Below are 23,495 nucleotides of genomic sequence, written 5' to 3'. Positions count from 1 at the left end.
CTCCCACAGTAGCGGCCACGCGAAAGGGCGTCAAGGCGAAGCACGCATGCCGTTGTTGCAGGCACTGCGCAGCATTGCCCGAACGGGATGACAGTGAAGGCGTATGCGACTACGATAACGCGCCGCGCTGCACAAGCTTTCGCGCGACTGAAAATCACTGACACACCACCAAGGAATACCACTATGGCCGGAGCCAGCCTGCTTGCACTGATTGACGATATCGCCAGCGTTCTCGACGACGTGGCCGTCATGACCAAGGTGGCCGCCAAAAAAACCGCCGGCGTACTGGGCGACGATCTGGCACTGAATGCCGAACAGGTTTCCGGCGTGCGCGCCGAACGCGAATTGCCGGTGGTCTGGGCCGTGGCGGTCGGCTCGCTGAAAAACAAGCTGATTCTGGTTCCTTCGGCTCTGCTGATCAGCTGGATACTGCCGCAGGCCATTTTGCCGCTGTTGATGATCGGTGGCCTGTATCTGTGTTTCGAAGGTGTTGAAAAACTCGCCCACAAGTATTTCCACAGCGCCGAGGAGGATGCCGCCGAGCATCAGGAACTGGTCAACGCATTGGCCGATGAAAACCTCGATCTGCTTGCGATGGAAAAGGAAAAGATCAAGGGTGCCATCCGTACCGACTTTGTGCTTTCGGCCGAAATCATCGTGATTGCGCTGGGCACGGTTGCCACGGCTCCGCTGGCGACCAAAGCGGCAGTGCTGGCCGGGATCGGTGTACTCATGACGGTCGGCGTGTATGGTCTGGTCGGCGGCATCGTCAAAATGGACGATATCGGTTTCTATCTGCAGCGCCAGAGCTCGGCCCTGGCACGGAGCTTCGGCGGCCTGCTGGTGGCGGCCGCACCGAAACTGATGAAAGCCCTGACCGTCATCGGCACCGTCGCGATGTTCATGGTGGGCGGCGGCATCATCACCCATGCCGTTCCCTTCCTGCATCACGGCATCGAGCAGATCGCCAGCCAGACCGGTCCGCTGCACATCGTGGTGCCCAGTGTGCTGGACATCGTCGTTGGCCTGATTGCCGGCACGCTGTGTCTGTTCGCGATCAACGGCGCCGGCAAGCTGCGCCGCCGCTGATTGCGTGCACGAGCGCTTGCATTCAATTCGGGCCGGCTTTGCCGGCTCTTTTCTTTTGCATCGCAACATCCGCACCGTCTGACACTGGCATGTCAGGAAAGTATTGCCCATAGTATTACCAGAGCAATATTCAGGACATCTCATGGCTGCCCCCGCCAATGCCGCACCCTATTCACCAACCACCCGCAACAGCGGAACAGCAAGCGCTGCAGCTACCTGTCATGCCTGCCTGACCGAGCTGTGCACCCCGGGCTCGCGCCGCTGGCAATATCCATTCACCGCCTGCCGTGACTGCGCAGGCGCTGCGGTCCAAGACAGCCATAAAGCCAGCTGTGCCGCCTGCCGGGCCGAAGCTGCCAATCCGGCTGACCGGCACTTTCAGACCGACCCGCGCTGCGCACAATGCGGGCCCTTGCTGGATTTGCAGCTGGCCAACGGCGCCTCGATTGCCTGCGACCGCCCCGGCCAGAATGGCAGCTATGCCGTCGCAGCCACACTGGCACTGCTGCGCAACGGCGGCATCGTCGCCATCAAGGATGGCAGCGGCTTCGAGCTGTGCTGTGACGCCCGCAATCCGGTTGCCATCGCCCGACTGCGCGAGCAACTGGGCGTACGAAACCGCCCGCTCGCCATCATGGCGGCGAATAGCGCATCCCTGGCTGGCGAAGTTCAGCTCACTGACACGGAAATACACTGGCTGAATGCCCCGCTGCGCCCGATCGTCCAGCTGGAACGCCTGCCCGGCAGCTGGCTGCCGCATACCCTGGCGCCAGGTCTGGCCACCTTGCGGGTCATGCTGCCACAGCATGCACTGCATTATCTGCTGTTTCATCTGGCCGCAGGCAGCCCTGCGGGCACCGGCTGGCTCGACAAGCCGCAGGAGATGCTGCTGGTGATGCATGGTGCCCGCAGTGGCGATGGGGCTGGCCACGCGGACAATGTGCTCGCACGAGAACAACTAGGTCGCATTGCCGATGCATTTTTGCTGCATGACTGGCCCTATCCCCTGCTCGGCGCCGCCGACGAACTGCGGATTCGGCGCGATGGCAGCACGCATTATCTCCGCAGCAACACGTCACCACCGCCTGCGGCAACTCAGACCCCTACAGCTGCGCCGGCAGCAACGGCGGCTGAAATCGACTTAATCCTGCGCGAACACCGCCACTACGGCCCGGTACTGGGTCTGGTACTGGGCAGCTACGGCGCTGGCAATCCGGATCTTGGCGGAACACAGCTCTTGCGCATGGATCACGGGAGAATACAGTCACTGGGGCAACTGGCCGGTTTGCCGCTGGCTGGCGCCGACGTTGTCGAACAGGAGCCCTGGCGGCTTGCCGCAGCACTGTTGCACCAGCTGCAGCTCGGTGCAGAAATTCCGCAGCGCTTTGCCGCTGCAGTGGGTCACGAACTGGTCAGTATCCGGCTCGATCGCGACCAGACTTTGCCACACAGCCACCAGCTGGGGGCACTACTGGATGCGGTGGCCGTACTGCTCGGACTGGGCCTGCAGCAACGTGACGCTGGCGAGCTGCTGCAGAAACTGGAAAGCCTGGCTGAGCCTTCCGCAGCATTGACCGCTGGCTGGCATATCGATGCGGGCAATACGCTGGATTTCCGGCCCTTGTTCACCCGCCTGCTGGCCGCACAGGACGCAAAAACCGGCAGCAGCCTGCTGCATGCCACCCTGGCCGCCGGATTGAGTGCCTGGGCTGCCGTCACAGCCAGAGCAGAGGGACTGGATACCATCGTACTGGCCGGTCAGTGCTGGCATGACCGGCATCTGGAAGAGGCGGTGATCGAACACCTGCGGGATGCGGGCTTCAATGTGCTTTACCCGCATGTATCTGTCTATGGACAGCCTGCCTGAAGCCATAGAAAGCAATAGGTAGCCACGTATGGCGCCGCTCCGGTCGCTGGCTCTGACACGCCCCCGCCACGACGATGCCGCATATCACGATCCTGTCCAGCGCCAGCCACCGCCATGCCTGTCGTGAGCTAGAACGAAACATGCAAGTCAGGCTCAGGGAGCGTAGTGATGCAGGCCGTCGATTACCGGCAGATCAACAGGATTCTCGACGAACACCGGCGTGATCCGCTCAGGCTGGTGCAGATCCTGGTCCGCATTCAGCACGACTACGGCGGCTGTCCACCAGCGGTGCGCGACTATATTGCCAAGGCAGTGAACGTACCGCAGGCGCAGGTACACGGAGTCGTCGAGTTCTACCATTTTCTCTCGCCCGAGCGGCTGGGCGACTACCGGATTTATCTATCCGACAACATTACGGATCGCATGCTCGGCAACGAGCGCATCATGGCCGTGCTGCAGCAAGACCTGCAGGTCAGGCGCGGCCAGCCCCGCGCCGACGGGCGTGTCCACCTGGATTACACCTCGTGCACCGGACTGTGCGACCAGGGGCCCGCGCTGCTGGTCAACGGGCGCCCCATTACGCGGCTCACGCCTGCCCTGGCAGGCGAAATTGCCGAGCGCATCAATGCCGCCGAGCCACTCGATGCCTGGCCAGCGCACTGGTTTCAGGTGGAAGAATCGCTGCGGCTGGCAGGCCCGGTACTCGCCGCACGCAGTGAGCCCGGGCGGGCCCTGCAGGCGGCATTCCAGCAGGGACCGGAGCGACTGCTGAAGGAAATCGACCGCTCGGGCTTGCGCGGGCGCGGTGGTGCAGGGTTTCGTACGGCACTGAAGTGGCGTGTCAGCCGCGACGCACCGGGCAAGGCACACTACGTCGTGTGCAACGCTGACGAAGGCGAACCCGGTACCTTCAAGGACCGCACCCTGCTAACCCGCTTTGCCGATGAGGTCTTCGAGGGCATGACACTGGGCGCATACGTGATCGGTGCCGAGCAGGGTTTTCTCTACCTGCGTGCCGAATACGGCTGGCTGTATCCGCATCTGGTGGCCGTACTGGCACGCCGTCGTGCCGAGCACCTGCTGGGGCACCAGATTCTGGGGCATGACTTCAACTTCGACATCGACATCCATCTGGGGGCCGGAGCCTATGTCGCCGGCGAGGAAAGTGCACTGATCGAGTCGCTGGAAGGCCAGCGCGCCGTACCGCGTACCCGCCCGCCCTATACCGCCACTCACGGATACCTGCACCAGCCCACCATCTGCAACAACGTCGAGACCTTTGTCAAAACCACCCTGATCGCGCGCAATGGTGCCGACTGGTTTCTCGCATCGGGAACGCGGCATTCGCCGGGCACCAAGCTGCTGTCGGTCAGCGGGGATGTCGCCCGCCCGGGGATTTACGAATACCCGTTTGGGGTTAGCGTGCAAACCATTCTGGATGCTTGCGGAGCGACAGATACCCAGGCTGTTCAGGTTGGCGGTCCATCCGGCACCTGCATTACCCCGCTGGAATTCGGCCGCGCCATCAGCTTCGAGGATCTGTCCACGGGAGGTTCCTTCATGGTGTTCAACCGCAGCCGGGACATGCTCGCCGTGGTACAGAATTTCACGCACTTCTTTGCCGGCGAATCCTGCGGCTTCTGCACACCCTGCCGGGTCGGCACCCAGTTGTTGAGGCAGTCGATCGACAAGATCATGGCCGGCCATGCCAGCGCCCGCGAGCTGGCCGATATTGCCGAAACCGCCAGCACCATCCGCAGCATGAGCCATTGCGGGCTGGGCCAGACCTGCGCCAATCCGCTGCTCGATACGCTGCAGCGCATGCGCCCGTTGTACGAATCGCGGCTGACCTCGCTGGATTTCGTGCCGGGCTTCGATCTCGATGGTGCACTGGCGCCAGCACGGGAGCTGAGCCGGCGGGATGACGCTGCAGCACATCTTGGCCAGCGCTGTGACGAGCTCGGCTGCATCGTCAACAGCGAGGGCGCAGGAGCACGACGATGAATGGCAATGACTTTACCTTTGTGCTCGACGGCGAGAACATCCGCTTCGAACCCGGCCAGACCATCATGGAGGCCGCGACACAGGCAGGCATCTACATCCCGCACCTGTGCTATCACGCGGATTACCGTCCGCGCGGCAGCTGCAAACTGTGCACGGTCAAAATCAACGGCCGCTTCGGCAGCGCCTGCACGATGCCGGTGCAACCGGGCATGCAGATCGACAACGATACGGATGAACTGACCGCGATGCGGCGGCGCCTCGTGCAGATGCTGTTTGTCGAAGGCAACCACTATTGCCCGCACTGCGAAAAGAGCGGCAACTGCCAGCTGCAGGCGGTGGCCTATCACGTCGGCATGACCGATTCGCACTATCCGCACTTCTACCCGCTGCGCCAGCTCGATGCCTCGCACCCCGACATGCTGCTTGACCGCGACCGCTGCATTGCCTGCGAACTGTGCGTGCGCGCCAGCCTCGAGAGCGACGGCAAGGCAGTCTTCGGGCTGGCCGGGCGCGGCTCCCGCACCCGGGTGGTGGTCAATAGCGAAAGCGGCTTGCTCGGCGACAGTGATTTCAGCGCAGACGATGTTGCCGCCCGCATCTGCCCCACCGGCGCACTGATTCCGAAACGCGAGGCCTACCTCCGCCCCATCGGGGCTCGCCAGTACGATCTCCGCGATATTGCGCACAATGCACCGCCCGATCCTCCCTCCCCGGAGCAAATGCCATGAGCAAGCTGCGCATCGCAACCTGTTCGCTGGCCGGGTGTTTCGGCTGCCACATGTCATTTCTCGATCTGGACGAGCAACTGGCCGGGCTGGCCGAACAGATCGAGCTCGACCGCAGCCCGCTCACCGACATCAAGCACCTCGCCGGGGACGGCATCGACATCGGCCTGATCGAAGGCGGCGTCTGCAACGCCGAAAATGTGCACACGCTGCGCGAATTCCGCAGCCGCTGCCGGATTCTGGTAGCCGTCGGCGCCTGTGCGCTCACGGGCGGCGTGCCTGCACTGCGCAACGGCATCCCGCTGGCGGCGTGCCTGGGTGAAGCCTATCTGCACGGCCCGGGAATCGAAGCGGCCGGCGTACCGGACGACCCCGAGCTGCCCTTGCTGCTGGATCGCGTCTACCCGCTGCACGAAGTCGTCCGCATCGATCATGTGCTGCCGGGCTGTCCGCCACCGGCAGCTGCATTTCACGCGCTGCTGACGGCCATCATCGCGGGGCAGCCACCGGCACTGGAGTACGCCCTGCGGCGTTTTGACTGACAAGGGAGGCGCGCCATGCACGAGCATCTGGAACAGGCCAGCCAGCCCGAGGGCTTGCAGCGCCTGGTGATCGAACCCGTGTCCCGCGTCGAGGGGCACGGCAAGGTAACACTGCTGCTGGATGATGCCGGCCGCGTACAGCAGGCCCGGCTGCATATTGTCGAATTCCGCGGCTTCGAGCGCTTCATCCAGGGGCGGCCATTCCGTGAAGTGCCGACACTGGTGCAGCGCCTGTGCGGCATCTGCCCGGTCAGCCACCTGCTGGCAGCCTCCAAGGCCTGTGATCCCTTTGTACTGGGCTCCTCCGCCATTACCCCCACGGCGAAGGCGCTGCGCCGCCTGCTGCATCACGCACAGGTGCTGCAATCGAATGCGCTGCATTTTTTCCATCTGGCATCCCCCGACCTGCTGTTCGGCTTTGACGCCGACCCGGCTCAGCGCAATGTCTTCGGCGTGCTGGCCACGAACAGGGAACTGGGATTGCGCGGGATCCGCATCCGCAAATACGGGCAGGAAGTCATCCGGCTGCTGACCGGCAAGCGCGTGCATGGTACCGGCAGTGCTCCCGGCGGCTTTCTGCACCCACTGAGCCTCGCGGCTCGTGCCAGCATGCAGCAGGACATCGACACGATCATCGACTGGTGCGCAGCCAGCCTGCAGCTGGCGCGCGACCAGTATCTGGCCAATGAGGCCGAATACCGCAACTTCGCGGCCACCCGCTCGGCCTTTCTGTCGCTGGTGACAGCTGATGGGGCCGCCGAGCTGTATGACGGCGTCCTGCGGGTCAAGGATGCCGAAGGGCGACTCATCGTCGACGGGCACGACCCGGCCCGCTACAGCGATCTGATCCGTGAAGAGGTCAAGCCCTGGTCGTACATGAAATTCCCCTACCTCGCGCCCTTCGGGCATGACGGCGGTTATTACCGCGTCGGGCCTCTGGCGCGCATCAACAATGCCGATGTCCTGCCCACGCCGCTGGCTGAAGCGGCGCGACGCGAATTCAGCGATTATGGCGGCGGCAAACCGGTTCAGGCGGCGCTGGCACAGCACTGGGCAAGAATGATCGATACGCTGATGTGCGCGGAAACCATCCGCGAGCTGCTGGATGCCCCCGAACTCACCGGCAGCGAGGTCATGGGCGAGTCATCCGACACGCTGCGCGAAGGAGTCGGCGTGATCGAGGCCCCGCGCGGCACACTGATCCATCACTACCGTCTCGCCGAGGACGACACGATTGCCTGTGCCAACCTGATTGTCTCGACCACACACAACAACCGCGGCATGAATGACTCCGTGCGCGGCGTGGCGGCGCAGTATTTCGACGGGCGCACCATCACCGAAGGGCTGCTCAACCGCATCGAGGTCGCCATCCGCGCCTACGATCCCTGCCTGTCGTGTGCCACGCATGCCTTGGGGCAGATGCCGCTGATCGTCGAAGCGCTGGCCGCCGACGGCCAGCCCGTCAGCCAGCTGATCCGCCATGCCGACGGCCAGTTCAGCCGGGCTCTGCCATGACCGCGCCCATCCTGTTTTTCGGCTATGGCAACCCGGCGCGCGGCGACGATGCACTCGGGCCCTTGCTGGCAGCACGGCTGGCCGACTGGCTTGGGAAGCAAGGCCTGCAGGAACAGGTTGAGGTGCTTGAGGATTTCCAGCTCAGCCCCGAACACGCCTGCGATCTGTACGACCGCCACCTGCTGATCCTGGCCGATGCGAGTCTTCGCATCAGTGAGCCCTGCCGCTGCAGCCTGCTCGCTCCGGTAGCGCCAGCCTGCTGGGCCAGTCATGCTGCCACACCGGCCGAGCTATTGTGGTATGCAGATACACTCCTGGGTATCCGCATTCCACACGCCATCCTCATTGAGCTGCAGGGCAATACATTCGAGCTTGGTAGCGGTTTAAGCCAGGCCGGCAAACAGGCGCTCGAAGCCGGCTGGCTGGCAGCCTGCGAATTGATTTCCAAGGAACTGCAGCTATGCCGCACATCTTGCTCCTGCTAAGCCTGCTGACCAGCGCCGTGGCGTGTGCTGGTGACGTGATGCAAAGCGAGAAAGTCCGCTTTGAAGTCAGCGTGCTCACCCGTGGGCTCACCCACCCCTGGAGCCTTGCCTTCCTGCCGGATGGCCGCATGCTCGTTACCGAGCGCCCGGGACGGCTGCGGTTGCTTGGCCGTGACGGCCTGCTGCAGCCAGAGCCGGTCGCCGGCACACCGGCGGTCATCGCCCGTGGTCAGGGAGGCCTGCTGGATGTCGCGCTGCATCCCGATTTTGTCCGCACCGGCTGGGTGTATCTGGCCTATGCCGGTGCCGAAGATCGCGGCAGCAGTACGCAGGTCGTGCGCGGCAAACTGACGGACGATGCTGGTGTGCTACGGCTGACGCAACTGCAGCAGATTTATCGCCAGAAACCCGCAGGCAGTTCGGACGTGCATTACGGAGCGCGACTGGTATTCGATAAGCAAGGCGGCCTGCACATCGCCCAGGGCGAGCGTGGCGAAATGCAGCGCGCTCAGCAGCTGGACGATCTGGCAGGCAAAAGTATTCGACTGCTGGATGATGGCCGCTATCCACCCGATAACCCGTTTGCCGGTCGCAAAGGTGCGCATCCGGCCATTTACAGCCTGGGGCACCGCAATATGCAGGGCGCCGCACTGAACCCGCAGACAGGCGAAATCTGGGCAACCGAGCACGGGCCACAGGGTGGCGACGAACTGAATATCCTGCGCGCCGGCCGCAATTATGGCTGGCCGGTGATCACGTACGGCGCCAATTACGGCAGCGGCAGCAAGATCGGCGAAGGCACAACCAAGGCCGGCATGGAGCAGCCCATCCACCAGTGGACACCCTCGATTGCTCCATCCGGGCTGGCCTTTTACGCAGGCAGCGCCTTTCCGGCCTGGCGGGGTAATCTGTTTGCCGGCGCACTGAAATACCAGATGCTGGTGCGACTGGAGCTCGATGGTGATCGGGTCATCCATGAAGAGCGATTACTGCAGAACCGCTATGGCCGCATCCGCGATGTGCGTACTGGGCCGGACGGGCTGATTTACCTGCTCACCGACGAAGAGGACGGCGCGCTGCTGCGCTTGTCCCCTGTGCCGCGCTAACACTTCAACGCTGCCACAGCGGCAGCAAGAAACCCGGCTTCACCCGCAGCTCCGCGGCGGCGACAGCTTCGACCACCTGCCATGCCGATTGCCGTGTTTCACGCAGCAGCGGCTGCACATAGGGCGGGCCATCCTGTTTGCGCAAGGCAGCAACTTTCGGGGCATTCGCGCGCCCGGTGCGCTGCGTCACCACCGCCAGCTCGCCGCTGGCCAGCCGCACAGAACTGCCGGGCGGATAAATGCCCAGCTCGCGCACCAACAGGCTGACCTGGGCAGGATCAACCCCTGCTTCGCCTCCGCGAAACAGCGCTCCCAGCACTTGTGCCGGCAACTGTTGCCCGACACTGACCCGTTCATCGTAGCGATCAGCCAGCGCGATCAGTGATGCCAGAGCCGGCACCTCGTCGCCATGCAAGCCCTGCGGAAAGCCGCTGCCATCGCATTGCTCGTGATGCGTCTGCACCAGCAGGTGCCAGAGTTCGTCATCGATGCCTGCCTCACGCAACATGGCCGAGCCGGTCAGCGGGTGTGTGAGCATCTCCTCCTGCTGCCAGGGCGTCATCTGGTCCACCCGCCCTTCCAGCCGCGCCAGCAGTGGCGTAATGGCGATATTCATCGTCAAGCCGGCCGCACACAGGCTGTGCAGCCGTGTCTCATCCAGTTCGAGGCGCCGCCCCAGCAGGGCCAGCAGCAACGCGACCCGCACCGCATGATCCGCTGCCGGATGCTGCCCGGGCACCAGCAGCAGGGCCGCCAGCGCACCATCAGGCTGCTGGTGCGCCAGCGCAATGATGCTATTTGTCAGCGCCTGCAGGGCCTGCCCCAGCCCCGGGAGCGCCAGCCCGTGCTGCAGCAGCCCCTCGCCGCGCCGCAGCAGAAAGGCAAACTCGCTCAAGGGATTGGGCGGCCGGGATTCGGCCTCGCGCTGGCGCTGGCGGGTACGCTCGGCCAGCTCGCGCCGCTCGCGGTCCTGCTCCAGCAGTGCCGCCACTTCCGCCGCATCCCCCTGCCCGGCATTCACCAGCACACTGCGCTGCTCCGGGCTGAGCACGAAATGCCCCTTCTTCAGCAGCAGGATGCCGCTCTTGTGATAGACATCGACCGGCAGCGCCTCCCCGACCCGCACAAAGGACGAGGGCAAACCGGTTTTGCCTTGCTCTGCCATCGTGAACGCACCCCATCCCATGCCAACCCACTTCAAGTAATGGCTCAACACGCGCCGCTTTGCCAGCCAGCAACCGCAAGCGGCACAAAAAAACCGCCCCATGAGGCGGTCTGTGGCTGCGGCGGGACAGAATCAGCCCAGCAGGGTGTACTCGATGCAGCGCACACCATCGCGCACCACGTCGGCACGGCTGGCTTCGCCGGCGGCTACCAGTTTTTCCAGTCGGCTGCGCGCGGTGGACACGCTGATACCCTCAGCTTCGGCGTAATCCTTGCTGGTCGTCACGCGGGCCCCGGCACTGGCGACAATCGCCTCGACCTTTACGGCCGGCTGGAGGACAGGCTTGGCAACCACCACCGAAGCGGCAAGGGGCTTGCTGCCACGGGATTGCATGGACAGGGCGAGGCGTTTCAGTTTCTGCTGGCGATGATTCATGATGCGTAAGAATGGGCGAAAAGGCCGAAAAAGGCGCGATTATAGGCGAAAACGGTGGAAAATGGTGGCCCAAAAGCCACTGCGTTTCTCCGAATCTCAGGTCAATACTGGCCGCGCTATGGCTCAACAACTGCGGTATTTGCCGCAGCAGCGTGCCTCCTCTCACCAGAGCCCATTCAGGCCGGATGCCTCATTATCGCATCGGCTGTCTGCAGGGCGACACTTGGCCAAGGCAGATACACATCACCCCATCTGCCTGCAGATCAATTCTATTGATTGCTACAGACGCATACCCGTCCACAGCCATTCCCCAATACCGACAAGCTCACCCTAGCCCGCCCGGCGGAGACGGCAATCGCTCTCTAGTTCCAAATGACTAGACCCGTAGCAGGGGTGGCGGGCCAATCTTAGTCTGCATCAATTTTCTGCGCCTGCGCGGCTTTAAGATGGGTTCATTCTTTTATTTTGGCGTTCACATCGCGGAGCTGCAGCATGGCAAAAACCCGCCTTATCGTCGTCGGCAACGGCATGGTCGGCCAGCGTTTTCTCGAGGAGCTGTGCGAGAAAGGCAACCCGGCCGCCTTCGACATTACCGTCTTCTGTGCCGAGCCACGCGTCGCCTACGACCGCGTGCACCTGTCCTCCTATTTCTCGCACCACACCGACGAAGACTTGTCGCTGGTCAAGCCCGGCTTTTTCGAGAAGTACGGCATTTCTGTTCTGGTCGGCGAGGCGGTCAAGCAGATCGATACCGCGCAAAAACAGGTGCACTCGAACAAGGGCAAGATCCTGCCGTATGACAAGCTGGTGATGGCCACCGGCTCGTATCCGTGGGTGCCGCCGATTGCCGGCAGCGCGCACCACGAGTGTTTTGTTTACCGCACCATCGAAGACCTGAACGCCATCGAATCCGCCGCCAAGCAGGGCAAGAGCGGTGTGGTGATCGGCGGTGGCCTGCTGGGGCTGGAAGCCGCCGGCGCGCTGAAGGCGCTGGGGCTGGATACCCACGTGGTTGAATATGCGCCGGTGCTGATGGCCGAGCAGCTGGATCGCATGGGCGGCGAGATGCTGCGCCGCAAGATCAATTCGCTGGGTGTATCGGTACACACCAGCCGCAATACGGTGAACATCGCCATGCACGGCGGGCGCACCGGCCTGCACCGGCTGAACTTTGCCGACGGCAGCACGCTGGATACCGATGTGATCGTCTTTTCCACCGGCATCCGGCCGCAGGACACGCTGGCGCGCTACAGCGGGCTGTTTGTCTCCGAGCGTGGCGGCATTGTCATCAACGACCAGTGCGTGACCAGCAATCCGGACATCTACGCGATTGGTGAATGCGCGTCGTGGCACGGCCAGTATTTCGGCCTGGTGGCGCCGGGCTACAAGATGGCGCAGGTCGCCGCCGACCACCTGCTGGGCCGCAAGGAATTGAACTTCACCGGCGCGGACATGAGCGCCAAGCTGAAACTGCTGGGCGTATCGGTCGGCAGTATCGGCGACGCGCACGGCAGAACGCCGGGCAGCCGCAACTACATCTTCCAGGACGATCAGGCGGGCATCTACAAGAAAATCGTCGTCTCGCCCGATGGCACGAAACTGATCGGCGCGGTGCTGGTCGGCGATGTGGACGACTACGGCCAACTGCTGCAGATGAAGCTCAACGATCTGCCGGTGCCCGAACACCCGGATACGCTGATCCTGCCGGCCTACGCCGGCGCCAAGCCGGCGATGGGCGTCGATGCCCTGCCCGCTTCGGCCGTAATCTGCTCCTGTTTTGACGTGAGCAAACAGCGCATTGCCGACGCGGTTGCCGCCGGCTGCCATACGGTGGCCGCAATCAAGGCGGAAACCGGTGCCGGCACCGGCTGCGGCGGCTGCGTGCCACTGATTGCCCAGGTGCTCAATGCCGAGCTGGCCAAGCAGGGCATCGAGGTGAAAAATCACCTGTGCGAGCACTTCCCGCACTCACGCCAGGAGCTGTTCCACCTGGTGAAAGTCGGCGGCCTGAAGACATTCGGCGAAGTGATTGCGAAACACGGCCACGGCTATGGCTGCGAGGTGTGCAAGCCGACGGTGGGGTCGATTCTGGCGACGGTACACAACGACTATATCCTCAAGCCCGAGCACACCCCGCTGCAGGACACCAACGACGTGTTCCTCGGCAACATGCAGAAGGACGGCACTTACTCGGTGATTCCGCGCATGGCCGGCGGTGAGGTTACCCCCGAGGGGTTACTGGCAGTAGCCCAGGTAGCGAAAGACTTCCAGCTGTATACCAAGATCACCGGCGCACAGCGCATTGGTCTGTTTGGCGCACACAAGGGCGACCTGCCGGAAATCTGGCGCCGGCTGATCGACGCCGGCTTTGAAACCGGACAGGCCTACGGCAAGTCGCTGCGCATGGTGAAAACCTGCGTCGGCAGTACCTGGTGCCGCTTTGGCGTGCAGGATAGCGTTGGCCTGGGCGTCGAGCTGGAGCACCGCTACAAGGGCATCCGCACACCGCACAAGATGAAATTCGGCGTATCCGGCTGCACCCGCGAATGTGCCGAAGCCCAGGGCAAGGACGTCGGCATCATTGCCACCGACGCCGGCTGGAACCTGTTTGTCGGCGGCAACGGCGGCATGAAACCGCGCCACGCCGACCTGCTGGCAAGCGATCTCGACCACGACACGCTGCTGCGCTATCTCGACCGCTTCCTGATGTTCTATGCCACCACCGCCGACAAGCTGCAGCGTACCGCGACCTGGCTGGAAAGCCTCGACGGCGGCATCGACTACCTGCGCGAAGTGATCGTGGACGACAGGCTCGAGCTGGGGGCACAACTGGAAGCCGACATGGCCGAAGTCCGCGCCAAGTACGAATGCGAGTGGAAAGCGACCGTCGAAGACACAAGCCAGCACGCCCGCTTTGCCCACTTCATCAACAGTCCCGCGCACGACCCGAATGTGCAGTTTGTTCCGGCACGCGCTCAGCACCGCCCGGCCAGCCCGGCAGAACGCAAGATCATCCCGATCAAACCCGTGGAGACCGTGTAATGTGGACCACCGTGTGTGAACTCAAGGCCATCGTCCCCGGCACTGGCGTGTGTGCGCTGGTGGGCGATGCACAGATCGCCATCTTCCGCCCGCATGCGGATGACACCGTCTACGCCATCGCCAACATCGACCCGTTTGCCGAGGCCAGCGTGCTCTCGCGCGGGCTGATCTGCGAGCATCAGGGCGAGCTGTGGGTGGCCAGCCCGCTGAAAAAACAGCGCTTTCGCCTGCGCGACGGCCTGTGCCTGGAAAACCGCGATTACTCGGTGGCGAGCTATGCCGTGCGGGTCAGCGACGGGCGTATCGAAGTCCAGAACTGATGCGCATGGGCAATGGTGAAGATGCTCCATTGAGCCAGTGCATGGGTAAGCGCAGTTTGCCGCCATCCAGCAGCCATCGGCTTTGTGCTCGCCTGCATCCCGCATGGAGTCTTTCCGGTGGCCGCAGGCACACCGGTTAGCGGGTATGCCGGAGCCGCTGTCTCAGCTTGCCGCTTGCAGTCGCCAGCGCGGCCTGCGCCAAAGGGTCAGCGAGCGCAGCAACCACTCCGCAGGGCCATAGGCGAAGCGAGAAACCCAGAACCTGGACAGAACGACCTGCAGCAACCAGACAGCCCCAGCCAAGGCCAGGATGGCCAGCGGTGACCAGAGACCGATCTGGCCCGCCCCCCAGCCGGTAAAAATCAGCGCGCCGATCAGGGATTGTCCGAGGTAGTGCGTCAAGGCATGGCGGCCGGCAGGTGCCAGCGCCGCTTCCAGGCGGGCGCCGCGGGCCGTGTGAAAACTCCACAGCAAAGCCAGCGCCCATGCGGCACTGAGAAAGGGTGCTGTCGCGAGGTCAATGGCCAAGGCAAACAAGGCTTGATGCTCTGTAGTCGCCTGGCGCTCCAGGTACACATAAGCCAGCGCTCCCAGCAAACCCGGGACGAGCATCCGGAAGAACGCCCTGCACAGACGAAGCGGATCAGCTGCAAGACGATTCAGAAAGCCGGACTGGCCAGCCGCGAAACCCAGCAGGAAGCAGGCAAAGGCGCAAGGTGCCTGTATCAGCAGCAACACCAGCGCGATGCCCTGTTCGATGTCGCGCACGTGTTGCCCGATCACGGCCTGCGGGCTCCCCTGATAGGCTGCGGTGGCGGCGCTTGCCTGAGCATTGAGGGCGGCGACATCCATCGTTTGCGGGGCCAGGCTGCTCAGTGCGGCAAGCGCGGCCCAGGCCAGCATGGTAAACAGCCACAAGCCCAGAGCGAGCTTCAGCGCAGTACGGGGCGCTATGCCGCGCAGGCAGAGCAGCGCAGCACCGAGCAGGGAGTAGGTAAACAGAATATCGCCCTGAAACAAGAACACGGCGTGCACAAGGCCGAATATCGCAAGCCCGGCCAGGCGGCGCAGGAAACGGGGCATGAAATCGGCCCCCTCACGCGCGGCGGACGCCATTTGCAGGGTGAAACTGTAGCCGAACAGGAAGGAAAACAGCAGGTAGAACTTGGTTTCAAACAGGGCAGCAATCAGCCCGCGCACCCATTGATCCAGCGGAGCGGAAAAAGCCGGAGCCATTGCGCCACTGCCGTACCAGGCCGATGCCATTGCACCGCTATTGACAATGACGATGCCGAGCAAAGCGAAGCCTCGCAGCGCATCAACATGGTTTTCCCGGACTGAAGTCGTTTTGTTCATGCGGGTTGTTTCCCGAATCAAGAAGTGAGTGGCCGCACCTGCAACTGCAGCGCGGCCAGCAAATCAGCGCGATAGCGCGCCGGGACAAAATCTGCTTCCACCATCGCGCGTCCAAGCACGCCGTCGAGCAGCAGCAGAAACCAGTCCGCGACCTGGCCGGGCGGGCTGCTGAGCTGGAAATCGCCCGTCTGCGCATGACGTTCGAACAGGCGTGCCAGACATTCGCGCCGCTCGGCTTCGCTGCGCTGTACGCAGGCCATCAAGGCTGGATTGCGTACGGCCTCCCCGATCACGTCCAGTGTCAACTGGACGTAGACAGGTTCGGCACACAGGCCCAGGTGGTGGTCCAGTAAAGCCAGCAGCGCTTGCCAACCCTGCTCGGCTTGCGTTGCCCTGGCAAAGCGCGCACAGACTTCGGCCTGATCAGCCTCGACCAGGGCAATGATCAGGGCCTCCTTGCTGGCAAAATAATGAAACAGGTTGCCGGGGCTCATGCCGGCCTCGGCGCAAATATCCGCCGTGCGCGTCTTGTGAAAGCCCTTCTGCGCAAAGCAGCGCAGCGCGGCAGCCAGGATGTGCTGGCGACGTTCGGCTTGCCGTTCAGGATTGATGGGGCGCATAATTAATAGATTAATTAGTCGATCTACTAATCATCACACAGTTGGTAGCCTCTTGCAAACGTGAAGCTCATTAAGGCTTGCAGCATGCAAGCAAATCCGCTAACACGCACTGCTATCCGGTCCAAAGATGCCACGCCCCCTGGACATCTGTTCGTTACCCGAAAAGTCGCCCACCCGCAGCCGGAGCCGGCCGCATGCGAGTGTTATCAACCAGATCATCTCGGTACAAACCAATAAAACAACGGCTGAATTCAACCCATCTCAGCCAGCGGGATATAACCCAGTCAGTCCCCTCAGCACAGCTTTAGAAATTGCTGCCTTCGGGTACAACAAATCGTATAGGTAACCCCCAAGAAGCCATAGATGATCCCCTGAACCTGCGAAACTCTTCTACCACTCTGGTTGTCCAGACGACTGGGCATGGCTACATGTCCTTCCCCTTGCCCTGCACCGCACAAGGAGTGCGCACATGACTGATGTGAATACCCTGGCCCTCTTGTTCGGTGCGCTGCTGCTGACCGCGATGGTGGCAACCTCGCTGACCAAGCGGCTGGGGATGCCGCTGCTGCTGGTATTTCTGGGTGTGGGCATGCTTGCCGGCGACAGCGGTCCCGGCGGGCTGATTTTCAACGATTTCGATCTCTCGTTTACCGTCGGCAATCTGGCGCTGGCGGTCATTCTGTTTGATGGCGGCTTGCGCACCAAGATTGCCACCTTCCGCGTGGCACTGAGGCCGGCACTGCTGCTGGCAACACTGGGGGTAGCACTGACGGCAGGGATTACCGGCGGATTTGCCGCGTGGATTCTGCAATTGCCACTGCTGTATGGTTTTCTGATCGGCTCGATTGTCGGTTCAACCGATGCGGCAGCAGTGTTTGCCCTGCTGCGCAGCTCCGGCATCCGGCTCAACGAACGGGTTGGCGCGACACTGGAAATCGAATCGGGCATGAATGATCCGATGGCGATTTTCCTGGTCATCATGCTGATTGCCATGGTGCAAAGCGGTGCAGTGACCGTCGGGATGATGGTGATGGAGTTCATCCGCCAGTTCGGCATCGGCCTGCTGGCGGGTGTCGCCGGAGGCTGGCTGATCTGGCGCTTGACGCGCCGCCTGCTCCTGCCGGAAAGCCTGCATCCGCTGCTGCTGCTGGGCAGTGCACTGGCACTGTTCGGGGCCACGGCCAAGCTGGGCGGAAGCGGTTTTCTGGCGGTGTATTGCGCCGGCATGCTGATCGGCAACCGCCCCATGCAGGCGCGCGATCACAATTTGCATGTGCTGGACGGTATGGCCTGGCTGGCTCAGGCCAGCATGTTTCTCTTGTTGGGGCTGCTGTCCACGCCGTCGCGTCTGTTGCCCGAGCTGCCGCTGCTGTTGCCGATTGCGCTGTTCCTGATGCTGGTGGCCCGCCCGCTCAGCGTGATGCTGTGCCTGCCCTGGCTGCGCTTTCGCTGGCGGGAAATGGTCTTCATCAGCTGGGTGGGGCTGCGCGGTGCGGTGCCCATCGTTCTGGCGGTGTTCCCGCTGCTGGCAGGGCTTGATCATGCCCTGCTGATGTTCGATGCGGCGCTGGCCGTGGTGGTCTGCTCGCTGCTCATTCAGGGCAGCACGCTGGGCTGGCTGGCGCGCAAACTGAAAGTGGACATCCCCGGCTATCCTGATCCACTCTCGCAGCATGGCCTGCATGACGCCGATACGCAGGACTGGCAGTTGCTGCAATACCGGGTCGCAGAACATGCCGATGTGGTCGATGTCGCCAGTACCGAGCTGCCAATCAGGCACGGGGTGGTCGAGGTGCTGGGGGTCTGGCGCCAGGGCATGCTGCTGCATCGTGAAGCGGGACTGCGCTTTCGCCCCGGCGATCTGGTACTGCTGGCCGCGGCGGACGCCGACATGGCCGAGCTGGGCGACCATTTTGCCGCGTCCCACAGCGAAGCCACGCTGCCGGCGACCCGGTTCTTTGGCGAATTCTATCTGCATGGTGATGCGGAACTCGGCGAGGTGTCGCTGTTCTGTGGCTGCAGCCTGCCCGGCCCCGAAGACCAGACATTGGCTGAGTGGATCCGGCACGCACTGCATCGCCCGGCGGTGGTCGGCGATCAGATTGCGCTGGGGCGCGTATGGCTCACTGTACACGCCATCGAGCAGGGGCAGATCACAAGCGTGGGGCTCAAGCTGCCTGCAGGCAGCGCCAGCGAAACCGGCAGCCAGCGCTAGTCGGCCTGCCCATCTATGCGGGCCTGCCAGTACATCGGCAGGTAGACGCGCCCCCATAGCGCCAGCGCCACGAGCGCCATGCCCATCGCCAGCAGATAGCCATAGTGGCCGAATACCGGCACGATCTCGCCCACGACCCGGGTCAGCGCCACCCCATGCATCAGCCAGTAGCAAGTCCATGCCAGCCCGCCCGCAATCAGTGGCCGCCCCGAATGCCCCAGCGTCACCCGGGTGACAAAACCCAGCAGCATGGTGCAGAAAAAGCCCAGCGTCAGGGCATGCAGCGGCGCCAGCCCCAGCCCCGCACGCCCGGCCAGCCCCAGCAGTTCGCTGATGCTGAAGAGCAGCAGTGCGAGTCCGGCCCAGGCAAAGGCCGCGTGCAACATCACCAGCAGCTTCACCGCGAACGCACGCCGCAGCTGCCAGCGCCAGGAGGTGTACAGCAGTAAGGCAGCAAATGGCAGATCAATAATCAGGGTATTGAGCTGCAGCCATTCAAGGAAAAGATCTAGCAAGCAACACCCCACCCAGGTATACAAGAGCCAGTCTGGACGCCACGGCAGGTAGGGTTGCAGCACATTGCCGCTGAAAAACGGCAGCATGCGGTGGCAGATGGTCAGAAACACCGGCAGCAGCAATCCCCACACGCCCAGCTGTACTCCGTGCAACCACAGCTCGGCGTCGCCGTTCAGCGCCCACAGCAGCAGTGCGGCCAGCCCCGCCAGCCCCAGCTGGAAGGCCAGCGCCACCAGCCGCGCATGCAGTTTGTCGGCGGCCGGGCTGCGGGCGATCAGGCGAAACCAGATCAGGCAGGCCAGCGTCCAGCCGGCCAGATGCAACAGCAGTGCCGGCAGCAGCAGCCAGGGCAAGGCGCGCGCCAGCAAGGCCAGCACGCTGCCCGTGGCATACAGCAGCACCACCGGTGCGTAATGGCGGCGCGGCGGCACGGTGACATTCAGCCAGCGCGGCCCCGCCGTGTAGATGAAACCCAGCATGAACAGCGGAAAGAAGCCATACAGCATCACATAGCCATGCCAGAACAGCGGCGGAATACCCGGCAGCAGCACACCGCCCTCGCGCAGCAGCAGCTCGATCCCCCATAGCAGAAAACCGGTCAGCAGTACCGCGCCACCACAAAGAAAACCCAGGCGGTGCGGCGCGCTGAACGGTCGGGCGAACGGCTGAAGCATGGCCGGGCCCTGCCTATTGCAGCAACGGTGATGCCGGCACGGCCAGCTCGAAGCCTTCGATTCTGGCCTTGCCAGCCAGCTGCTGCAGATAGTGATTCATGGCTTGCCGGGTGGCCGCATCGCTGAGGTAGTCGGCAATGCGCTGCTGCACCGCTGCGAAGGGCGCGCGAATGCCGGCTACCTTGCGTTCGCAGCGCACGATGTGCAGGCCGAAGCGCGTTTCCACCAGTCTTGGCGCAATCGTGCCCTCCTCCAGCGCAAAGACGACTTTCTCGAATTCGGGCACCATCTGCCCGCGGCCGAACTGCCCCAGACTACCGTCCACGTCACTGGAGGGGCAGTTGGAATACTGCCTGGCGTATTGCCCGAAAAGCTCCGGCTTTTCTTGCAACTCGGCCAATACCCCTTGGGCCTTCGCACGCAACAGATCCAGTGGCACGCTGTCGGTCACCTGGAACAAGATATGGCTGGCCGCAGCCAGCTCGCCATGCACAAAGGCCTGCGGATGCTGCTCGTACCACTGGCGGCAGGCCGCGTCATCAGCGGCAGGGATGCGAATGGCGCTGTCCAGCAGATCGGCAATGGCGTCTTCGCCGGCAAAGCCCTGGCTGGCGGCTTCCTGCTGCAGCACTTCGCGCAGGATCAGCTCCTGCACGGCGGCATCCAGCGGTTTGGCCGCCTGCTGATGGTGTGGCAGCTCGGCCTCGATCATTGCGTCGGTGATTTCCACACCGTTTACCAGAATGGCCATGCGACTCTCCTTTGAATGCAGAAACGCCGGGATGCCGGTCAGGTCGCGGTGGCAATCGGCAAACTGCACGACCGCGACAGGACCGGCACCCGGGCGTTGTTCAGCACCGGGGCAAACACCCCGGTGCCGGTTTGTGTCAGCGCGGGCGTACCAGCTGCCAGGCGCGAGTGATATAGCCGACGCTGCCGAAGCCGCTCCACGCGTGCACCATGCGGGTGAACGGGAAGATGATGAAGAAGGAGAGCCCGAAGAAGATGTGCAGCTTGAACACCAGCGGCGCTCCGGCGACAAAGCTGGCCGCATCACCGCGGAAGGTCACGATGCGCTGCGCCCACTCCATGAACAGCATCATCATCTGGCCATCCATATGCCCCATCGACACCGGAATGGTCGCCAGCCCCAGACCCAAGGTCACCAGCAGCCAGGACAGCAGCACCTTGTCGCGCAGCGGCGTCACGGCAGCGAGGCGCTCATTGCTGAGGCGACGATGCAGCAGGATCAGCAAGCCGAGCAGGCCGATGCCGCCCAGAATGCCACCAGCAGCTATTGCCAGAATCTGCTTGGCTTCCGGTGCCACGCCCAGCGCATGCCACACCGACAGGGGCGTCAGCAGCCCACCCAGGTGACCGAGGAACACGCCGATCACGCCGAAGTGGAACAGGCGCGAGCCCGTGATCAGCGCACCACGGTGCAGCAACTGGGTGGAATCGGCCTTCCAGGTGTACTGTTCGCGCTCGAAGCGCACCAGCGAGCCGAACAGGAAAATCGCCAGCGCGATGTACGGGTAAATCCCGAACAGGAATTGGTCGAGATAGCTCATCGTTATACTCCTTGCTGCACAGCGGTATTGCTGCGCGGATGGAACTGGATGGTTTGCGTATTGCCGCCACAAGCGCTGCCTGGCTTCGACAATTGCAGCAGCGGCTCGATGCCGTCAAAGCCGGCACCGAACTGCTCCATGACTTCGTCCATGTCACGGACTGGCGGTTCGGCCAGCGGCAGCGGCGCAACGTCGGTCAGACTGCGCAACACATCGAACACACAGGCATACGGGCTGCCCGATTCCTGCAGCTTTTCGCCGATGCGGGCAATCACGTGGATCGATTCGCCAAGGAATTCCTCCGCCGTGGCCGCATCGACCTGCCCCAGAAACTCCAGGAACAGCGGCAGGTAATCCGGCAGCTCGTCGGCCGCGATAAAGAAACCGCGATCGGTGTATTCCTGCATCAGGCTCACCATCGCCGGGCCCCGGTCGCGGCTTTCGCCGTACACATGCTCGAACAGGTGCAGGCTGTGACTGCGGCTGCGATCAAAGGTGTTGACGTAGCTTTCCTGCAGGCTGATCAGCGGCTGGCTGGCAAGAAAATCCACCAGCGGCTCCAGCACACCGGCCATGCCGGCCGGTGCGTCTTCGAGCTCCTGGCAGATTTCCGGCAGCGCCTCGATCAATACCTCCTCCGGGTATTGCAGCAGAGCCGACAGAATCTGGAAGTGTTTCATCGATACCCCTCCTTACTCGGCCTGAGCCGCTTTCTTGCGGGACTTCGGCATGTCGACAAAGATGATCGAGCCTTCCTTCTTCTTGCCGAACAGCGTGCCGCTGGACACCCCGCCCGAGCAGCCGTTGCCAAAGGTGAAGCCACAGCTGGCCTTGTCGTTGAAGCTGTCCTCGACCATTTCCTTGTGGCTGCTTGGTATCACGAAGCGGTCTTCGTAATTCGCAATCGCCATGATCTGGTACATCTCTTCGACCTGCGCCTGGGTCAATCCCACCTGTTTCAGCACCTCCAGATTTTCGGTCTTGTCCACGCTCACGCCGCGCATGTAGGCACGCATGGCCAGCATCTTGTCGAGCGCCGCCAGTACCGGCTTTTCGTCGCCGGCAGTCAGAAGGTTGGCCAGGTACTTCACCGGAATGCGCATTTCGGACACGTCCGGCAGGATGCCGTTGCGGCCCAGCACGCCGCGCTCGGCGGCCGCCTGAATCGGCGACAGCGGCGGGATGTACCACACCATCGGCAGCGTGCGGTATTCCGGGTGCAGCGGGAAGGCGATCTTCCATTCCACGGCCATCTTGTACACCGGCGACTTGCGTGCGGATTCCAGCCACGATTCCGGAATGCCCTGCTTGCGGGCTTCCTCGATCACGGACGGCAGGTTCGGGTCGAGGAAGACCTTGAGCTGCGCGTTGTACAGGTTTTCTTCGTTGGCCACACTCGCCGCCGTCTCGATCTGGTCGGCGTCGTACAGCAGCACGCCCAGATAGCGGATACGGCCCACACAGGATTCGGAACACACGGTCGGCTGGCCGCCTTCGATGCGCGGGTAGCAGAAGGTGCACTTCTCGGCCTTGCCCGACTCCCAGTTGTAGTAGATCTTCTTGTACGGGCAGCCGGAGATGCACATCCGCCAGCCGCGGCACTTGTCCTGATCCACCAGCACGATACCGTCGTCCTCGCGCTTGTAGATCGAGCCCGACGGGCAGGACGCCACACAGGCCGGATTCAGGCAGTGTTCGCACAGACGCGGCAGGTACATCATGAAGGTGTTCTCAAACGTCGAGTACATCTCCTTCTCGACATCCTTGAACAGCTGGTCCTTGCTGCGCTTGCTGAATTCGCCGCCCAGATCGTCTTCCCAGTTCGGGCCCCACTCGATCTTGTCCATCTTCTGGCCGGTAATCACCGAGACCGGACGCGCCGTCGGCGGGGTCTGCATCAGCGGGGCATTCTGCAGGTGCTCGTAGTCGTAGGTGAACGGCTCGTAGTAATCGTCGATTTCCGGCAGGTTCGGGTTACCGAAGATGTTGGCCAGAATGCGCAGCTTGCCGCCCTGGCGCGGTTCGAGCTTGCCGGCACTGTTGCGCTGCCAGCCGCCCTTCCATTTTTCCTGGTTTTCCCATTCCTTCGGATAGCCGATGCCCGGCTTGGTTTCGACGTTGTTGAACCAGGCGTATTCGACGCCGTCACGGCTGGTCCAGACGTTCTTGCAGGTGATCGAACAGGTGTGGCAGCCGATGCATTTGTCGAGGTTGAGCACCATCGCCACTTGTGCACGAATTTTCATGG

At 63.0% G+C, this 23,495-nt stretch carries 20 protein-coding genes; 11 read left to right on the top strand and 9 right to left on the bottom strand.

Annotated features, from left to right (window positions below; translation table 11 throughout):
* The first annotated feature begins 183 nt into the window (after window positions 1–183).
* The 8 genes from INR99_RS05390 (at window position 184) to INR99_RS05355 (ending at window position 9,333) form a co-directional block, all read left to right on the top strand.
* Entirely contained in the window at window positions 184–1,089 is a 906-nt protein-coding gene (locus INR99_RS05390) for a DUF808 domain-containing protein (protein WP_194115300.1), read from the top strand.
* Between the two features lie 142 nt (window positions 1,090–1,231).
* Entirely contained in the window at window positions 1,232–2,956 is a 1,725-nt protein-coding gene (locus INR99_RS05385) for a Kae1-like domain-containing protein (protein WP_194115299.1), read from the top strand.
* 168 nt (window positions 2,957–3,124) lie between these two features.
* A complete protein-coding gene (locus tag INR99_RS05380; RefSeq protein WP_194115298.1) occupies window positions 3,125–4,960 on the top strand; it encodes an NAD(P)H-dependent oxidoreductase subunit E in 1,836 nt (611 codons plus the stop codon).
* Window positions 4,957–5,688, top strand: a complete 732-nt coding sequence (locus INR99_RS05375) for a 2Fe-2S iron-sulfur cluster-binding protein (RefSeq protein WP_194115297.1) — start codon at window positions 4,957–4,959, stop codon at window positions 5,686–5,688. Before INR99_RS05380 ends, INR99_RS05375 begins: the two co-directional genes overlap by 4 nt.
* Window positions 5,685–6,227 carry an NADH-quinone oxidoreductase subunit B family protein gene (locus tag INR99_RS05370; RefSeq protein ID WP_194115296.1) on the top strand — a complete coding sequence of 181 codons (543 nt, stop codon included), beginning with the start codon at window positions 5,685–5,687 and terminating at the stop codon, window positions 6,225–6,227. The genes INR99_RS05375 and INR99_RS05370 overlap by 4 nt, the downstream gene beginning before the upstream one ends.
* 15 nt (window positions 6,228–6,242) lie before the next feature.
* Window positions 6,243–7,742, top strand: coding sequence for a Ni/Fe hydrogenase subunit alpha (locus INR99_RS05365; RefSeq protein WP_194115295.1), 1,500 nt, complete (start codon window positions 6,243–6,245; stop codon window positions 7,740–7,742).
* On the top strand, window positions 7,739–8,227 hold the full coding sequence (locus tag INR99_RS05360) for a Ni/Fe hydrogenase (RefSeq protein ID WP_194115294.1): 489 nt from the start codon (window positions 7,739–7,741) through the stop codon (window positions 8,225–8,227). Before INR99_RS05365 ends, INR99_RS05360 begins: the two co-directional genes overlap by 4 nt.
* Window positions 8,203–9,333: a PQQ-dependent sugar dehydrogenase gene (locus INR99_RS05355; RefSeq protein WP_194115293.1), complete on the top strand. Its 1,131-nt coding sequence runs from the start codon at window positions 8,203–8,205 to the stop codon at window positions 9,331–9,333. The genes INR99_RS05360 and INR99_RS05355 overlap by 25 nt, the downstream gene beginning before the upstream one ends.
* 4 nt (window positions 9,334–9,337) lie before the next feature.
* On the opposite strand, the gene INR99_RS17770 is transcribed toward INR99_RS05355, so the two are convergent.
* The gene (locus tag INR99_RS17770; protein WP_194115292.1) at window positions 9,338–10,498 is read right to left on the bottom strand and encodes an HD-GYP domain-containing protein; all 1,161 of its coding nucleotides are present in this window, start codon (window positions 10,496–10,498) and stop codon (window positions 9,338–9,340) included.
* A 132-nt stretch (window positions 10,499–10,630) separates the two neighbouring features.
* Window positions 10,631–10,933 carry a hypothetical protein gene (locus INR99_RS05345; RefSeq protein WP_194115291.1) on the bottom strand — a complete coding sequence of 101 codons (303 nt, stop codon included), beginning with the start codon at window positions 10,931–10,933 and terminating at the stop codon, window positions 10,631–10,633.
* Between the two features lie 492 nt (window positions 10,934–11,425).
* On the opposite strand from INR99_RS05345, the gene nirB reads away from it, so the two are divergent.
* Together nirB and nirD are read left to right on the top strand one after the other, a co-directional pair.
* Window positions 11,426–13,975: a nitrite reductase large subunit NirB gene (gene nirB / locus INR99_RS05340; RefSeq protein WP_194115290.1), complete on the top strand. Its 2,550-nt coding sequence runs from the start codon at window positions 11,426–11,428 to the stop codon at window positions 13,973–13,975.
* A complete protein-coding gene (gene nirD, locus INR99_RS05335; protein WP_194115289.1) occupies window positions 13,975–14,295 on the top strand; it encodes a nitrite reductase small subunit NirD in 321 nt (106 codons plus the stop codon). The genes nirB and nirD overlap by 1 nt, the downstream gene beginning before the upstream one ends.
* A gap of 162 nt (window positions 14,296–14,457) precedes the next feature.
* On the opposite strand, the gene INR99_RS05330 is transcribed toward nirD, so the two are convergent.
* Together INR99_RS05330 and INR99_RS05325 are read right to left on the bottom strand one after the other, a co-directional pair.
* Entirely contained in the window at window positions 14,458–15,651 is a 1,194-nt protein-coding gene (locus tag INR99_RS05330) for a DUF418 domain-containing protein (protein WP_194115288.1), read from the bottom strand.
* A 17-nt stretch (window positions 15,652–15,668) separates the two neighbouring features.
* Complete coding sequence (locus INR99_RS05325) at window positions 15,669–16,271, bottom strand: TetR/AcrR family transcriptional regulator (protein ID WP_194115287.1); 603 nt, start codon at window positions 16,269–16,271, stop codon at window positions 15,669–15,671.
* A 469-nt stretch (window positions 16,272–16,740) separates the two neighbouring features.
* Between INR99_RS05325 and INR99_RS05320 the strand changes: the two genes are divergently transcribed.
* On the top strand, window positions 16,741–18,486 hold the full coding sequence (locus INR99_RS05320; protein ID WP_194115286.1) for a potassium/proton antiporter: 1,746 nt from the start codon (window positions 16,741–16,743) through the stop codon (window positions 18,484–18,486).
* Here the strand turns inward: INR99_RS05320 and INR99_RS05315 are convergent.
* From INR99_RS05315 to narH, 5 genes are all read right to left on the bottom strand, one after another.
* Entirely contained in the window at window positions 18,483–19,676 is a 1,194-nt protein-coding gene (locus INR99_RS05315; RefSeq protein ID WP_194115285.1) for an NnrS family protein, read from the bottom strand. The two genes, INR99_RS05320 and INR99_RS05315, sit on opposite strands and share 4 nt — an antisense overlap.
* Before the next feature lie 13 nt (window positions 19,677–19,689).
* Window positions 19,690–20,427 carry a peptidylprolyl isomerase gene (locus INR99_RS05310; RefSeq protein WP_194115284.1) on the bottom strand — a complete coding sequence of 246 codons (738 nt, stop codon included), beginning with the start codon at window positions 20,425–20,427 and terminating at the stop codon, window positions 19,690–19,692.
* 136 nt (window positions 20,428–20,563) lie between these two features.
* Window positions 20,564–21,247 carry a respiratory nitrate reductase subunit gamma gene (gene narI / locus INR99_RS05305; RefSeq protein WP_194115283.1) on the bottom strand — a complete coding sequence of 228 codons (684 nt, stop codon included), beginning with the start codon at window positions 21,245–21,247 and terminating at the stop codon, window positions 20,564–20,566.
* A gap of 2 nt (window positions 21,248–21,249) precedes the next feature.
* Window positions 21,250–21,927 carry a nitrate reductase molybdenum cofactor assembly chaperone gene (gene narJ / locus INR99_RS05300; RefSeq protein WP_194115282.1) on the bottom strand — a complete coding sequence of 226 codons (678 nt, stop codon included), beginning with the start codon at window positions 21,925–21,927 and terminating at the stop codon, window positions 21,250–21,252.
* A 12-nt stretch (window positions 21,928–21,939) separates the two neighbouring features.
* Window positions 21,940–23,493 carry a nitrate reductase subunit beta gene (gene narH / locus INR99_RS05295; protein ID WP_194115281.1) on the bottom strand — a complete coding sequence of 518 codons (1,554 nt, stop codon included), beginning with the start codon at window positions 23,491–23,493 and terminating at the stop codon, window positions 21,940–21,942.
* Between the last annotated feature and the right edge of the window lie 2 nt (window positions 23,494–23,495).

The sequence above is a fragment of the Chitinilyticum piscinae genome (genome assembly GCF_015223195.1).
Classification (GTDB): Bacteria; Pseudomonadota; Gammaproteobacteria; order Burkholderiales; family Chitinibacteraceae; genus Chitinilyticum; species Chitinilyticum piscinae.
The sequence above is the reverse complement of the archived record's forward strand: the minus strand, read 5'-3'. Positions and strand labels throughout refer to the sequence as shown.

Excerpts from the sequence above, each read along its gene's own strand:
- INR99_RS05390 (WP_194115300.1), top strand. The coding sequence starts at position 184 with ATGGCCGGAGCCAGCCTGCTTGCACTGATTGACGATATCGCCAGCGTT.
- INR99_RS05355 (WP_194115293.1), top strand. The coding sequence starts at position 8,203 with ATGCCGCACATCTTGCTCCTGCTAAGCCTGCTGACCAGCGCCGTGGCG.
- INR99_RS05380 (WP_194115298.1), top strand. The coding sequence starts at position 3,125 with ATGCAGGCCGTCGATTACCGGCAGATCAACAGGATTCTCGACGAACAC.
- nirB (WP_194115290.1), top strand. The coding sequence starts at position 11,426 with ATGGCAAAAACCCGCCTTATCGTCGTCGGCAACGGCATGGTCGGCCAG.
- narJ (WP_194115282.1), bottom strand. The coding sequence starts at position 21,927 with ATGAAACACTTCCAGATTCTGTCGGCTCTGCTGCAATACCCGGAGGAG.
- INR99_RS17770 (WP_194115292.1), bottom strand. The coding sequence starts at position 10,498 with ATGGCAGAGCAAGGCAAAACCGGTTTGCCCTCGTCCTTTGTGCGGGTC.
- INR99_RS05345 (WP_194115291.1), bottom strand. The coding sequence starts at position 10,933 with ATGAATCATCGCCAGCAGAAACTGAAACGCCTCGCCCTGTCCATGCAA.
- INR99_RS05370 (WP_194115296.1), top strand. The coding sequence starts at position 5,685 with ATGAGCAAGCTGCGCATCGCAACCTGTTCGCTGGCCGGGTGTTTCGGC.
- INR99_RS05320 (WP_194115286.1), top strand. The coding sequence starts at position 16,741 with ATGACTGATGTGAATACCCTGGCCCTCTTGTTCGGTGCGCTGCTGCTG.
- INR99_RS05360 (WP_194115294.1), top strand. The coding sequence starts at position 7,739 with ATGACCGCGCCCATCCTGTTTTTCGGCTATGGCAACCCGGCGCGCGGC.
- INR99_RS05325 (WP_194115287.1), bottom strand. The coding sequence starts at position 16,271 with ATGCGCCCCATCAATCCTGAACGGCAAGCCGAACGTCGCCAGCACATC.
- INR99_RS05385 (WP_194115299.1), top strand. The coding sequence starts at position 1,232 with ATGGCTGCCCCCGCCAATGCCGCACCCTATTCACCAACCACCCGCAAC.
- narH (WP_194115281.1), bottom strand. The coding sequence starts at position 23,493 with ATGAAAATTCGTGCACAAGTGGCGATGGTGCTCAACCTCGACAAATGC.
- INR99_RS05375 (WP_194115297.1), top strand. The coding sequence starts at position 4,957 with ATGAATGGCAATGACTTTACCTTTGTGCTCGACGGCGAGAACATCCGC.
- INR99_RS05315 (WP_194115285.1), bottom strand. The coding sequence starts at position 19,676 with ATGCTTCAGCCGTTCGCCCGACCGTTCAGCGCGCCGCACCGCCTGGGT.
- INR99_RS05310 (WP_194115284.1), bottom strand. The coding sequence starts at position 20,427 with ATGGCCATTCTGGTAAACGGTGTGGAAATCACCGACGCAATGATCGAG.
- nirD (WP_194115289.1), top strand. The coding sequence starts at position 13,975 with ATGTGGACCACCGTGTGTGAACTCAAGGCCATCGTCCCCGGCACTGGC.
- narI (WP_194115283.1), bottom strand. The coding sequence starts at position 21,247 with ATGAGCTATCTCGACCAATTCCTGTTCGGGATTTACCCGTACATCGCG.
- INR99_RS05330 (WP_194115288.1), bottom strand. The coding sequence starts at position 15,651 with ATGAACAAAACGACTTCAGTCCGGGAAAACCATGTTGATGCGCTGCGA.
- INR99_RS05365 (WP_194115295.1), top strand. The coding sequence starts at position 6,243 with ATGCACGAGCATCTGGAACAGGCCAGCCAGCCCGAGGGCTTGCAGCGC.